General features: G+C 70.6%; 12 protein-coding genes, 1 tRNA gene and 2 pseudogenes. 8 read left to right on the forward strand and 7 right to left on the reverse strand.

Translation table 11 applies throughout. From position 1 onward, the window contains the following. Positions 1-6: 6 nt before the first annotated feature. On the forward strand, positions 7-291 hold the full coding sequence (locus HCJ93_RS24270; protein WP_167997930.1) for an outer membrane protein assembly factor BamE: 285 nt from the start codon (positions 7-9) through the stop codon (positions 289-291). Positions 292-322: 31 nt separating this feature from the next. On the opposite strand, the gene HCJ93_RS24275 is transcribed toward HCJ93_RS24270, so the two are convergent. Together HCJ93_RS24275 and HCJ93_RS24280 are read right to left on the reverse strand one after the other, a co-directional pair. Further along, the gene (locus HCJ93_RS24275) at positions 323-637 is read right to left on the reverse strand and encodes a hypothetical protein (protein ID WP_206317891.1); all 315 of its coding nucleotides are present in this window, start codon (positions 635-637) and stop codon (positions 323-325) included. An 85-nt stretch (positions 638-722) separates the two neighbouring features. After that, on the reverse strand, positions 723-1,136 hold the full coding sequence (locus tag HCJ93_RS24280) for a MerR family transcriptional regulator (RefSeq protein ID WP_167997932.1): 414 nt from the start codon (positions 1,134-1,136) through the stop codon (positions 723-725). Here HCJ93_RS24280 and HCJ93_RS24285 point away from each other — a divergent pair. The 4 genes and pseudogenes from HCJ93_RS24285 to HCJ93_RS24295 all read left to right on the forward strand — a co-directional run bounded on the left by HCJ93_RS24285 (position 1,135) and on the right by HCJ93_RS24295 (position 5,106). Further along, positions 1,135-2,118, forward strand: a complete 984-nt coding sequence (locus tag HCJ93_RS24285; protein WP_309141495.1) for a methyltransferase domain-containing protein — start codon at positions 1,135-1,137, stop codon at positions 2,116-2,118. The two genes, HCJ93_RS24280 and HCJ93_RS24285, sit on opposite strands and share 2 nt — an antisense overlap. 260 nt (positions 2,119-2,378) lie before the next feature. Further along, entirely contained in the window at positions 2,379-3,419 is a 1,041-nt protein-coding gene (locus HCJ93_RS24290) for a hypothetical protein (RefSeq protein WP_167997933.1), read from the forward strand. A gap of 360 nt (positions 3,420-3,779) precedes the next feature. Then, positions 3,780-3,917 (forward strand): annotated as a pseudogene (locus tag HCJ93_RS29645) (bifunctional DNA primase/polymerase); the annotation flags it as partial. Between the two features lie 961 nt (positions 3,918-4,878). Further along, a complete protein-coding gene (locus tag HCJ93_RS24295; protein ID WP_167997934.1) occupies positions 4,879-5,106 on the forward strand; it encodes a hypothetical protein in 228 nt (75 codons plus the stop codon). A gap of 159 nt (positions 5,107-5,265) precedes the next feature. Here HCJ93_RS24295 and HCJ93_RS30250 read toward each other — a convergent pair. The 3 genes and pseudogenes from HCJ93_RS30250 to HCJ93_RS24305 form a co-directional block, all read right to left on the reverse strand. After that, positions 5,266-5,424, reverse strand: a pseudogene (locus HCJ93_RS30250) (GNAT family N-acetyltransferase); the annotation flags it as partial. Between the two features lie 168 nt (positions 5,425-5,592). Then, positions 5,593-5,679, reverse strand: a tRNA-Ser gene (locus HCJ93_RS24300). 64 nt (positions 5,680-5,743) lie between these two features. After that, positions 5,744-7,255 carry a S1C family serine protease gene (locus tag HCJ93_RS24305; RefSeq protein ID WP_167997935.1) on the reverse strand — a complete coding sequence of 504 codons (1,512 nt, stop codon included), beginning with the start codon at positions 7,253-7,255 and terminating at the stop codon, positions 5,744-5,746. A gap of 316 nt (positions 7,256-7,571) precedes the next feature. On the opposite strand from HCJ93_RS24305, the gene HCJ93_RS24310 reads away from it, so the two are divergent. From HCJ93_RS24310 to HCJ93_RS24320, 3 genes are all read left to right on the forward strand, one after another. Further along, a complete protein-coding gene (locus tag HCJ93_RS24310) occupies positions 7,572-8,399 on the forward strand; it encodes a glycerophosphodiester phosphodiesterase (RefSeq protein WP_167997936.1) in 828 nt (275 codons plus the stop codon). A gap of 326 nt (positions 8,400-8,725) precedes the next feature. After that, positions 8,726-9,277: an ATP-binding protein gene (locus tag HCJ93_RS24315; protein ID WP_309141496.1), complete on the forward strand. Its 552-nt coding sequence runs from the start codon at positions 8,726-8,728 to the stop codon at positions 9,275-9,277. A gap of 179 nt (positions 9,278-9,456) precedes the next feature. Further along, a complete protein-coding gene (locus HCJ93_RS24320; protein WP_167997938.1) occupies positions 9,457-10,422 on the forward strand; it encodes a DUF5926 family protein in 966 nt (321 codons plus the stop codon). Positions 10,423-10,967: 545 nt separating this feature from the next. On the opposite strand, the gene HCJ93_RS24325 is transcribed toward HCJ93_RS24320, so the two are convergent. Both HCJ93_RS24325 and HCJ93_RS24330 read right to left on the reverse strand, forming a co-directional pair. Then, positions 10,968-11,642: a hypothetical protein gene (locus tag HCJ93_RS24325; protein WP_167997939.1), complete on the reverse strand. Its 675-nt coding sequence runs from the start codon at positions 11,640-11,642 to the stop codon at positions 10,968-10,970. Between the two features lie 58 nt (positions 11,643-11,700). Continuing rightward, a complete protein-coding gene (locus HCJ93_RS24330; RefSeq protein WP_167997940.1) occupies positions 11,701-12,366 on the reverse strand; it encodes a bifunctional DNA primase/polymerase in 666 nt (221 codons plus the stop codon). Positions 12,367-12,872: the final 506 nt, after the last annotated feature.

Here is a 12,872-nt window from a genome sequence, read left to right on the forward strand (position 1 = left end):
CGCCCCATGACCACCGTGGCGACGGGCATGACAGCCCAACAGGTCAGGCAGCTGCTCGGCAAACCTTCGCACTCGGTCGACGACAACGAATACCTGGCCCTGTACTCGAGCCGCCGCAGGCTCGGCTTCCTCCGCCGGCGGCGGAAGAACCGCTCCGAGGCCTGGGTCTACGCGGACACTCCGCAGGTCGGCCTCGCCACCTGGATCCACTTCGCCGCGGGGCGGGTCGAGAAGGTCGTCGTCGGCCCGCTGACCGCCGACGGCCGGCGCGGTCCCTCCGACGAGGACTGAGGCCGCAGTCCCTGCTCGGGTCCGGCGTCAGTCACTGCACGGACCCCAGCCCGGAAACCAGCATCGCCCCACCCACGAGCACCACCAGCTGCACGATCCCCGGGATACGCCACCCCAGCGCGAGCAGTCCCCCACCCGTGAGCACACCACTGCCCAGCAGGAACCACGAGGCATCCGAGGCCGCCTCCGCCGCCCCCGATGACGCCCCGTCGCCCTCATAGCTGTCGGCCCACCCGGCGATCCCGACCCCGAACACCGCCCAGGCAATGAGCATCAGGTCGGCGACGACCAGCATCACGCTCGCCCAGACCTGCACCCCGGTCGACGGCTCATCCCCCCGTCTCATGCCCACCCGTCCCGTCCCCTCCGCCGAAGCTCGCCAAGTCCCCCAGCCAGAGTGGCGTTGCCGTGACCACGGCACATGAGTACGGCTACTCAGATGGGCCCCGTGTGCTCGCCTCCCCCTGCTCCGCGACCGCCCTCCTGTAGTGGTCGCACCGGGTGAAGTCCGCGTGGTCGCAACCGAGGGCGCATTCGATCAGGTCGAGGGAAGCCTGCGCCGCCGCGATGCGAGCGCGCAGCGCCTCGGCCTCCGCACTCAGGATGTCCCGGCGCCTGGCGGGATCACCGGCCGCGATCAGCGCGCGGATGGTGCTGAGGGACAGCCCCGCCTTCTTGGCCCGCAGGATGACGGCGACGCGAGTGAGGTCGTCGCTTCCGTAGCGGCGCCGGCCTGCGGAGTCACGGGCGGGAGTCAGCAGCCCCGTCGCCTCCCAGTGCCGCAGGACGTGCGCGGCCAGCCCGAAGCGTTCGGCGAGGGCGCCGATGCTCATGGACGCGCTCATGGACGTATGCACGGGCGTATGCGCGGACGCATCCCCAGACGTCTCCACGGACGTCTCCATGGACGTCTCCACGGACGTCTCCACGGACGTCTCCATGGACGTCTCCACGGACGTCTCCATGGACGTCTCCATGGACGTCTTCATGGACGCGCCCGCGCGATCCTCCGGCATCCCGTTCTCGCTTGACCTCATGCCGACATCAAGTCACACCCTGACCCGCATGAGCGAGCAGAAGACCGAGGAAACGGCCGGACTCGTCGCACGCCTCGACGCGCTGGACCGGCTGCCGGGCAGCACGGCACTGCGGGTCCGCTCCTACGACCTGCTCGCCGCCGGCCCCGGCACGAAGGTGGTGGACGTGGGCTGCGGCGCCGGACGAGCCGTGGCGGAACTGGCCGAACGGGGCGCGAAGGCCCTGGGCATGGACCCGGACGAGCACATGATCGCCATCGCCCGCAGCCGGTGGCCCGAGGCGGACTTCCACCTCGCGGACGCGTACGAGCTGCCGCTGCCGGACACGTCGGTGCACGCCTACCGGGCCGACAAGGTGTTCCACGAACTGGCCGACCCCGCCCGCGCCTTGGCCGAAGCCCGCAGGGTGCTCGCGCCCGGCGGGCGGATCGTGCTGGTCGGTCAGGACTGGGACACCCTCGTCATCGATTCCGACGACCCGGCCCTCACCCGCACCATCGTGCACGCCCGCGCCGACCTGGTCAGCAGCCCGCGCGCCGCCCGCCGGTACCGCAACCTGCTCCTGGACGCCGGCTTCGACGACGTGACGGCCGAGATACGGACCGACGTGTTCACCGGACCGGAGATGCTGCCCCTGCTCACCGGGCTGTCCAGAGCGGCCCGCTCCGCAGGTGCCGTCACATCCGAGCAGGCGGACCGCTGGCTCACCGAGCAACGTGCCCGGGCGGAGACCGACCGTCTCTTCCTCGCCCTGCCGATGTTCATCGCCGCGGCGACCGCTCCCCGATAGGAGAACGACCCCGGCCGTCCGTTCAGGCCAAGGCCGTTGTCACGTCTTGTCGCGGGGAGGCGGCGGGATGTGAACCCACGGTCGTGTTGCCACGACGACGGTTGGCAAGACCAGCTCGCTTCTTACAGCCGGACACTCTCTGACCTGCAGAATTGCTACGCCGAGCCGCACAGTCCTGCTTGGCGCCCCTCAACGCCGCCCGGCCAGTGACCCTTCTCACTCGCACTTTACAACCGCATGAGCTGCACAGAAGATCGCCTTTGCCATCAGCGCTGACCACGCTGGTGAAGATCATTCAATCGAAAACAGGGGGAACGTTGCTCCGAACAACGCCGCGTCGACATCCACTCGCAGGGATCGGGGCAATCACGGCGGCTGCTCTGGTTGCGACCACCGCTCCGGCCATCGCCGCTGACGGTCCGTCATCACCTTCCGTCGAGCAGGCCGCGGTTGTCGTGGAACGCGCCACAGGCACGGAAGATCTTGCCCCGTCGCACGAGCGGTCGGATGCCGCCGCGCAAGCGACCATCGAGCGTGACGCGGAGTCCGTGACCATCACAGCTCCGGCCAAGGCCACCGGCGGAGTGGAGGTGGGAAACAACAGCGGTGACCGGGTCTCGCTCACGTTGGCCGGCGCCAAGGCTGTGAGCGGCGTCAAGGCAGGCAGCGGCACTGTGGTCTATCCGGACGCCGCTTCCTCCGTGGACCTCGCCGTCCAGCCGACGCGCGACGGCTCCGTCCGGACGCTCGTCACACTCAAGAGCAGTGCGGCCTCCACCAAGCACCGGTTCGAGCTCGATCTCCCGGACGAGACCTGGCTGCGCCCGAAGGACGACGGCGGGTTCGACATCATCGAGGCAGGAGAGGGAGGGGAGGAGTCGGTCGCCGGCTCCATTGCCGCCCCTTGGGCGAAGGACGCGCAGGGTCGGCCCGTGCCGACTCGCTACACGGCAGACGGTCACACCCTTCTCCAAGAGATCTACACGGCCCCGGACACGGCCTTCCCGGTGGTGGCAGACCCGAAGATCACCTTCGGCTGGGGCGTCTACATCAACATGTGGGGGCATGAACTCGGTGCGACTGCCCTGGCGGTCGGCTTCGGCGCGGAAGTCGGCCTGGCCTACATCTGCGGCAAAGCGAGGCTCGTACTCGGCACCGCCTGCGGCCTCGCCATCGGCGGCAAGGTGCTCTTCCCGACGTACGAGGCGGTGAAGAAGCTCAAGCCTAAGAAGTGTTACCAGAACAAGTTCGGTTCCAAGCGCAAGTGGAAGATCGTCAGTGACAAGAACTGCAAGTACTGAGGGGTCATGAGAAACCACGTAGCGGCGCTGGTCATTGCGGTCGTGAGCGTGCTCTGCGCGCTGGTGCTGCGCACGGTTGACGCGCCCGTGTGGGCGTTCGTCCTTGTGGGAGCCGTCATTGCCACATGCATCGGCGCCGCCGCCCTCCGTCGCCGGGCGAACGGGGACCGGACGCGGTGACACAGCCGAAGCCGGCCGCGCCGCGCGGGTAAGCATAGGACTGCGCCCCATCAGGAAGGCCCCCTCTGCGCTGCGTCTCGAGAGTGCGGAGGGGGCCTGCGCCTGCAGGGACAGCAACGAGCGGATCGCGGAGCTGGAACAGGAACAGGAACAAGAAGACCTCACCGACCGCATCGCCACCACGCCACGGTCTACCTGGTGTCCCTCGCGGTGCGGTCCACGCACGGCCGGGGCGGCTGCCTGACCGACGCCCACGGCGCCCGGCGGTTCGCGGCGGCGCAGGCCAAGGGCGAGACCGCCCACCACTGCGAGGACGCGAAGCGTGCTGACGGCGCACCCAGCTCACCGGAGAGTTGCCGCTGCCGGCCAGGGACAGGGACGGCAAGGGCATCCCGCAAGCGGCCCGACCGCGTGGCGGCCTAGCAGCTCCGCTGGCGGGCGGGCCACCGGCCCTTCTCCAAGAGTGACAAGATCAAGGCTCAGGATGACGGTCGGTGCTCGGAGCTGCTGACCGCTCTGCGCAACCTGAACAGTTCGACACGGAAACCGGCCTGCCCGCCTCGGAGGTGCAGGCGCTCAACTCCACCACGTGGTATGCCCATACGCGCACGTACGCGGAGATGAAGTGGCCCGGCGCCTCGGCCAAGCACCGTGCGAGCATCGCTGACACGCTGGCCACCATCACGCCGAAGCCGGTCAAGGACAACCGAAGGGGGTCTGCCCCTGAGGGTCGTAGGCAATGCCGCCATCACAGGCATGAGACCCGCGATCGCGGCTGCGGTGAGCTGCAAGATGATCAACCTGTATTAGGTCAACGCCCCGGGGCTTTTCGGTCGTACTCACCTACTCAAGCGGATCACCGCCCAGCTGCGCAGACTGGTACATGGAGGAAGCCGTCTCGTACACCATCCGGCCCTGAACCGGGGGAACTTGTGATCGTCCGGCGATACCTGCACAAAGATGACGAACTAACCCAGCACCTCACCCGCAAGCTCAACACTCCACTGACCTGGCCGGAAGGCGGAGGGCTGAACACAGAGCACGTCGCGGAGATCGCCGCCGCGGCAGCCTGCGACATCGCGTACAACCACGCAGCCAACGGCCATCTGGCGGACCTCTTCGCCGCTCTTCCCCTGCCAGGCACCACCGAAGGGCGTGAGTTCTGGCATTCGCTCAGGGAGGCGGGAGGCATGGCCGCTCTGAACATTGACCCCGCCAACGCGGGTGCCCCTTCTTCAACTATCTGGTCAACGGAAACGAAGGAGGCATCGCCGGCCGCGTGCTCAGCTTCCTGGGAGAACTCGACGACCAGCAGCGCGAGGCCGTGGCCGAAGTCATAGGCGGCGCACTGGAGCACAACACCTTCGCGGCGGGGAGCCGTTATCTCGGCGAATTGTGGCTGCGTGACGCCGAGACCACTGCCTGGCATGTCCTGCTCGCCAGTCGGCGGACGCACGAGACAGAGGAAGACCGCGAGCGATTCTTCGAAGCGTGGGGGAACGCCTGAGCGGTGTCGCAGCGCAGCAGCCCTCCCTCAGCTGGGTGGGCTGCACTCCATCGTCAGATGTGCCACTGCCCCTCACCGCGGCCAGCTCGGTCGTCCAGCGTGAACCTCCGCTCGACAAACATGTACGCCGCCGAGGGGAGATATGCCGGCGCGGTGCGGTCCGTGAATCCGTGGTCCGCCGTTCACCGCGTTGCCTTCGCGGGCTGTCGTCCCTCGTTCGTCGTCCACGCATCCAGCCGAAGCCATTGGGCTCCGCGGCCGGACGCCCTGTCCCCGGCAGTCGGGCAGGCGGCCACCAAGTTTCTGATGGGCGTACTCCCAGCCACTCGCTCGGGCGCAGGGAGAGCAGCCCTGAGGCTGGTCCACGGATGGCCCATACGCACTGGTCAGCACTGGGATACGGGCGAGAAAGGGTGAGCAGCTTGCACGCCGCAGGGGTGCTCCGGCGACCGGAGCACCCCTTCTGACCAGGACGTCTCTGACTTGCGGAGGCGGTGGGATTTGAACCCACGGTCGTGTCGCCACGACGACGGTTTTCAAGACCGTTCCCTTAGGCCGCTCGGGCACACCTCCTCGCGCCGGACCGTGATCGGCGGCGCGGGGTCAAGAGTAACGGGTCGGCCGGGGCGCGGTGGGGTCAGTTGTCGCCGACGCGGGCGCCCAGGGTGAGTTCGGTGGTGTGCTCCTTGCCGTCGCGTTCGTAGGTGATCGTGACCCGGTCGCCCGGCTTGTGGGTCCAGATCTCGCCGATCAGGGTGGGGCCGGAGTCGATGACGCGGTCGTCGAGCTTGGTGATGACGTCACCGGGCCGCAGGCCGGCCTTGTCGGCGGGGCCGCCCGGGTCGACCGCCTCGGCGCCGCCGGCGCCCTGCTCGGTGATCTTCGCGCCGCCGGTGTTCTCCTGCAGGGAGACCGAGGCGCCGATCTTGGCGTACACCGGCTTGCCCGTCTTGATGAGTTCCTGGGCGACGAACTTGGCCTGGTTGATCGGGATGGCGAAGCCGAGGCCGATCGAGCCGGCCTGGCCGGTGCCGAAACCGCCGTTGCTGGTGGACTGGATGGCGGAGTTGATGCCGATCACATTGCCCTGCGCGTCCAGCAGAGGTCCGCCGGAGTTGCCCGGGTTGATGGAGGCGTCGGTCTGCAGGGCGCTCATGTAGGAGGCCTGGCTGCCGCTGCCGTCGCTGGAGGCGACCGGGCGGTTCTTGGCGCTGATGATGCCGGTGGTCACCGTGTTGGACAGGCCGAAGGGCGCGCCGATCGCGATGGTGGAGTCGCCGACCGCCACCTCGTCGGAGTTGCCCAGGGTGAGCGGCTTGAGGTCCGACGGGGCGTTCTTGAGCTTGATGACGGCGACGTCGTAGCCCTGGGCGTTGCCGACGACCTCGGCCTCGTACTTCTTGCCGTCCGGGAACGTCGCCGACAGCCGGCCGCCGTCGACCGCGTCGGCGACGACATGGTTGTTGGTGGCGATGTGGCCCTGCTTGTCGAAGACGAAGCCGGTGCCGGTGCCGCCCTCGCCGCTGCTGCTCTCGGCCTCGATGGTGACCGTGCTCGGCAGCGCCTTGGCGACCACCGCGGCGACCGTGCCCGGCTCGCGCTTGACGTCGCCGCCGCTGGTGGACGCGGAGACCGTGGTGGAGGAGGTGTCGTCGTTGTTCTTGGCCAGGGTGTAGCCGAGTCCGCCGCCGAGGCCGCCCGCGACCAGGGCGGCCACCAGGACCGCCGCCAGCAGACCGCCGCGGCCGTTCTTCTTCGGGCCGGGCGCGGACTGCTGGTACGTGGAGCCCCAGCCACCGTGGCCGGCGCCGCCGTCATGGGGCGAGCCGCCGCCCGGCGGGGGCGGAGGCCAGGAGGGGTCCGGAGCGGACGAGGAGCCGGAGGCCGGTCCGGGCGTGCCGTGGCCGGCGGGGCCGCCTGGTGCGCCGGTGTCGTCGGACGCGCTGTGCATGCCGGATGCGCCGTGGTCGCCGTGGGCCCCGGGCGTCCGGGGCGACTCCGGCGGGACGGGAGGCAGGGGGGTCGTGGGATCGGTGCCCCTGTCCGGAGCCGGGTGCTCCTGGTGTGCAGGAGCAGCGGGAGCATCCACCGGTGTGGGCGGTGCGGACGGGGCCGGGGGTACCGCGGTGCCCTCGTTCTCGGTGCTCACAGCTCTTCTCCTCGATCCACGGCTGGTGCAAGTCGTTCGCACTCGGTCACGCTCGCTCACGTCCGCTCACGCTGTCGACGAGCTTCGGGCGCGCTGGGGCTGTGCGGGTCTGGGTCTCTTTGTACGACGTCAGCATTTCCCACACGCTGTCAGGGCACCATAAGCCGTTCCTGTGGGTCCGGGACCATTCCTTATATAGGGCATTACTCGCTAAAGGTTCGCCATCGCTATGCCTCCGACCGGACGTCGATCACGTTCTCGCCGCCGGAACTCCTCCGACCTCACGTCTGCCCCGGCGCGGTGGCACCATGACGCGGTGACCCACGCACGGCAGCACCTGACCCAAGTCGTAGCCCACCGGGGAGCCTCCGAGGACGCCCCCGAGCACACCCTGGCCGCGTACCGCAAGGCGATCGAGGACGGCGCGGACGCGCTCGAGTGCGATGTGCGCCTGACCGCCGACGGTCACCTGGTGTGCGTACACGACCGCCGGGTCAACCGTACGTCCAACGGCCGCGGCGCGGTCTCCGCGATGGAGCTGTCCGATCTGGCGGCGCTGGACTTCGGCGCCTGGAAGACCCGCGGCTCGGCGGCCGGCCGCACGGAGGAGCCGGACTGGGAGCACCGGCCCGAGGACCGGGAGGCGACCTCCGTCCTCACCCTCGAGCGGCTGCTGGAGCTGGTCGCCGACGCCGGACGCCGCGTGGAGCTGGCGATCGAGACCAAGCACCCCACGCGGTGGGCGGGGCAGGTGGAGGAGCGGCTGCTGCTCCTGCTCAAGCGCTTCGGGCTCGACGCCCCGGCCCGTCCGGAGGAGTCCCCGGTGCGGGTGATGAGCTTCTCCGCGCGCTCCCTGCACCGGGTGCGGGCCGCGGCACCGACGCTGCCGACGGTGTACCTCATGCAGTTCGTCTCGCCCCGGCTGCGCGACGGACGGCTGCCGACAGGGGTGCGGATCGCGGGCCCCTCGATCCGGATCGTGCGCAGCCACCCCGGGTACATCGAGCGCCTCAAGCAGAACGGCCACCAGGTGCACGTGTGGACCGTCAACGACCCGAGGGACGTGGATCTGTGCCTCGGGCTCGGCGTGGACGCCATCATCACCAACCGGCCGCGCGCGGTGCTCGACCAGCTCGGGCGCTGAAACGCTGAATCGACTGAGACGCTGAAGCAGGGTGCGGTGGGGCGGCCGGGCGGCGGCACGCGTGCGGGGACGTGCGGGGAGACGGCCGTGGCAACAACCACGGAAGCAGCCGTCGCGCACACCTCTTGACTCGCATCCGAACCCCGGAGGATCCTCACGTCTCGGCCACACCGACGAAATCCAGCCACATGATTACGGGGAGTGCTCCGGCGCGTTCACTGCGTGTTCACTCCTGTCGAATGCGTCGCCCCACTTGGATTGGCCGGTTTCCGGTTCAGGCCAATGGGGCATCCACTCCGTGGCGTGGGGCGAAGGAGGTCTCGGGGGTGGCGTTGGTGGTGGCACAGGAGGTGCCCACGTCGTCGAGCATGGCCGTACCCCATGGCCCTGCGGGCGTAGGGCGGGCGCGGCACCGGATGCGCACTCAACTGCGAGAGGGCGGGGTGCCGGACCCGGTCATCGACGACGCCGTACTCATCCTTTCCGAGCTTCTGAGCAACGCGTGCAAGCACGGTCGCCCGCTGGGCGACGCGCAGGCCGGGGACGGTGATGTGCGTGCCGCCTGGCGTGTCGATCAGCAGGGCCGTCTCGTCGTGGAGGTCACGGACGGAGGCGGCCCGACCAGACCGGCTCCCTCCACCCCCTCGGTCACGGCGCACGGCGGACGCGGGCTGAACATCATCGCCGCCCTGGCCGACGACTGGGGGGTGCGCGACGAGGTGCCCGGCGAGGTGACGGTCTGGGTCGTGGTGCACGCGGCGGTGTGGGAGCGGGACGCGGGCCACCGCCGCGACGACTTCGCCGCGCGCGTCACCGCGCCTGCGGTCGCGGACATACCCGGCCTGGGATTCGCCGACGCGTTCGACGAGCTCGACTGACGACTCCGGGCCGCCAGGTCCGCCTGACGCCTCCGGTGCACGGCCGACGGCCCGCCCGGTGGCTCGCCCCGGCGCACGGCCGCACACCCCGGCACGCTGTCCACAGCGTCCCGAGGCCCGTGGTGCGAGCGGCTAGGCTCGCGCCGTACGCGAAGTGCTGTAACCGGGAGACACCCACGATGGCCAAGAAGCGACCCCAGACGAAGGCCAAGCGGCCCCAGCTCACCGAGGGAGAGATCCCGGTCGTCGGTGCCCGCGAGCCCTGCCCCTGCGGCAGCGGCCGCCGTTACAAGGCCTGCCACGGCCGTGCCGCCGCGCACGCCGTGACCGAGCTGGTGCACCGCCCCTTCGAGGGCCTGCCCGGCGAGTGCGACTGGATCGCGCTGCGCGAGCTGGTGCCCGCAGCCACCGCCGAGCTGAAGCTGAAGGACGGCCTGCCCGAGGGTGTCCCGTCGGTCACGCTGGCCACCGTGCTGCCCATGGCCTGGCCCGCCCTGCGCCGCGACGACGGCTCGGTGCTGCTCGGCCTGCAGAACGACACCTCGTCCGGCGACATCAGCCGCGATCTCGCCGACACCCTGCAGCGTGCGCTGTCCGCCGACCCCGGTACGCCGGTCAAGGCCCGCCGGGCCCCCGCCGACGGGCCCCGGCTGCAGGACCTGCTGGACCTGAACGCCCCCTTCGAACCGGTGGTGCACAGCGGCTTCGAGTTCTGGGTGCCGGACCCGGAGAACGCCACGCCGGACGTCACGGCCTCCCTGGAGCGGGCGAACGCCGCGGCCATCCCGACCGTCAGACTGTCCGGGGTGGACGCCGCCTACTGGTGCGAGACCCCGGAGAAGAACCATCTGCGGTGGGTCATGCCGCATCCCGAGGAGCAGCTTCTGGACGCCCTGGCGCGCCTGCACGCCGCGGGACGCTCCTCTCTCGGCGAGGGCACCCGGCTGGTCGGCTCCTTCCGCGCGCACGGGCTGACCGTCCCGGTCTGGGACCTGCCGAGCGGGACGGGCGCGGACGACGTGGAGAAGCCGGCGGCGGAGTTCGCCGAGCGGCTCGCCGAGGCGCTGGCCACCGACGCGCGGCTCAGCGCCGACGAGCGTCGTGCGCGCGGCGGCCTGACCAACCGCCAGATCACACTGAGCTGACCCTCGGGCCGGTACCTGTCCGGCCGGGCCGTGATCGGGCCTCGGCCGGCCCCCCGGCCAGGCCGGGGGCGAACACCGCCGGGCAGGCACCGACCGGGGCTCGACCGGGCACCGGGCCTCGCGGGACACCCGCTGCCCCCGCTCGGACATGCGCTCGGCCCTCGGCCGAACACGTGCTGCCCGGGACCGGTGGAGGCCCGTCGGGGCCGGGCAGCGGCCAAGCTGCGCCCCGGCGGGACCAGGTCGCCGCAGGGGCCGTGACCAACGCCACGGACGCCGCGCCCGAGGGCGTGGCCGTCCCGCATCGCCGCTGCTGAACGGTCGTTCAGCGGCCCGGAAGGTGGACACAGGAACCCGTTCCGTCCACAACTCCCGGTCCGGACAAGCCAATAGGTGACCGGAATCCCCGAGATCGAATTTGCTAACAGCCGATCTCTTGTTACCGTTTCAGTAGCCCGGTTGCTGGTGCATCCCCCGTCGCCAGCAACCGGGTCTTTTCACGTCCGGACCCGCTCACGCACCGGAGCCGGCGGTCAACTACGCGTTTACGACTGCGAGTTGCTACCGGAGCGCAGCAGCAGCGGTCCCCGACCCTCGCTCCGCGAGAATTCCGCGACCGCCGAGTAGCCGGCGAGGTCCTCCCGGATGCGCCCCCTGGGCGTCTCACAGATCGCCGGCTCGTCCCCGGCGTCCGCCGCGCACGGCATGCGGACGCTGCGGCCGCCCGGGCCGAGGAGCGCGAGGACCGCGTGCAGGGCTCCCCCGGTGGCGTTGCGGTAGTAGGTCCGTGCCCAGACGTCCTCGCCCCGCGCCACCACGCAGGTCTGCGCCTCGATGCCCTCGGGCGAGGTGAGTTCGGGACCGCAGCGCACGGCCGTGGACAGATGGATGCCGCCGGGCGTCACCGGGGCACCGCTGCCCCTCCCGTTGCCCTCGCCACCGCCCTCACCGGCCGCGTCGGACGCCGGGGTCCCGTCCTCGTCCCCCGCAGAAGGCGGCGCGGCCTCCTCCGGATCCGTCCCGGCAGCACGGCCCGCCCCGCCGGCGGTCGCGTGCCGTTCGGCGGCGCGCTTCATGTCGGTGGTGGTGCCGGAGCCGCCCGGCCCTGCGGTTGCGATGGCCAGGGGCAGCACGACCGCGCCCGCCAGCACGACGCCCGCGAGCGCGAGCAGTCGGGTGTTTCGCAGAGTCCGGGCACGGGCCCCGGCATGACGCGGCATGGCCCCGGAACATAACGTCCCGGGGCTGCGGAAGCGGGCGCGGCGCGCGCCGGTACCGCTACATCTCCGGCGCGCTCACACCCGTACGAGTGAGGGCCTCGACCGCGGCGTCCACCACGGCCTCGACGTCGGGCACCCACGGCGAGGCCGAGCCGGGCAGCGGAGCGCGCTCCCAGCGGATCTCGCCCTGGCCGGTGCGCGACGGGGGCAGCGCGAGGTAGCCGCCCTCGCCGTGGAAGCGCAGCGAGCCGGGGACGAAGTCCTTGGCGTACAGCAGCTCGCCCAGCTGTTCCAGGGAGTACGGCTTGACCAGGATCGACCAGCGGTCGGGTCCTGCGACCACCGGGCCGAGGCGGATGCCGAGGCGGTCGAGCGCGGCGAGGGCGCGGGCCGCGGGAAGGGCGGGCAGGGAGACGGCGCACGGCGCCTTGCCCCCGGTGGCCAGCACGATGGGTGCGGTCGGCCGGTTGCTCCACCACCAGCGCACCATCCGCTCGTCGGTGGTGGCCGCGAGCAGGCCGGGGTCGAAGGGGTGGGCACCCGGAACAGTGCACTCGGGGTCGGGGCAGCCGCAGTGGGACCTGCCCTGCGAGTCCGCCGCCACGCCCGGGAGTACGGGCCACTGCCATTGGGTGGCGAAGGTCAGGGCCGCGTCGATCAGCTCAGGCCCTGATTCGCGTCGCCGGGACAGGAGCCTGCGTCGCCTTCCGAGGATCTCGCGCATGAGCGCTCGTTCCTTTCCGTTGCACGCCTGGCAACACCGTGGTCCACATCACAACATGTGTCGATCACTTCACTGTGCGTACCTGTTGGCGCATCACACCCCTGCACCGGGCAAGGGACACCCCTAGGGGTCGAGCGTGGGCTGCCTCCGCGGCCGTCCGCCCATACTGCGTCTACCAGAAGCACGGGCGTGGCGTGGGGTGGCGAAGTCTGGCGATTGCCGTCGCGCGTACTACTCTCCGCCTCCGCCGCGGGAGGATGGGGCACGGTCTTCGGTGGATAGGACGCCCGGGCCCGTCACCAGGTTCCCGGGTGGCTCCCCACCACCCCTGGCCTTAACCCAGTACGTACCCCACACGACCGCTGTGACGCTCCGTCGAGCAAGCCCAGTCGACCGCAAGAGGCCTCCCCCTGAGGCAGTTTCAAGCCAACTTCATATTTCGGCAAGAGGTCTGCGGCCTGTTCCCTTCAGGCTCACGGACACCAGGAATCCCAGCAGGACAATGC

Source organism: Streptomyces composti (assembly GCF_012034205.1).
GTDB classification, from domain to species: domain Bacteria; phylum Actinomycetota; class Actinomycetes; order Streptomycetales; family Streptomycetaceae; genus Streptomyces; species Streptomyces composti.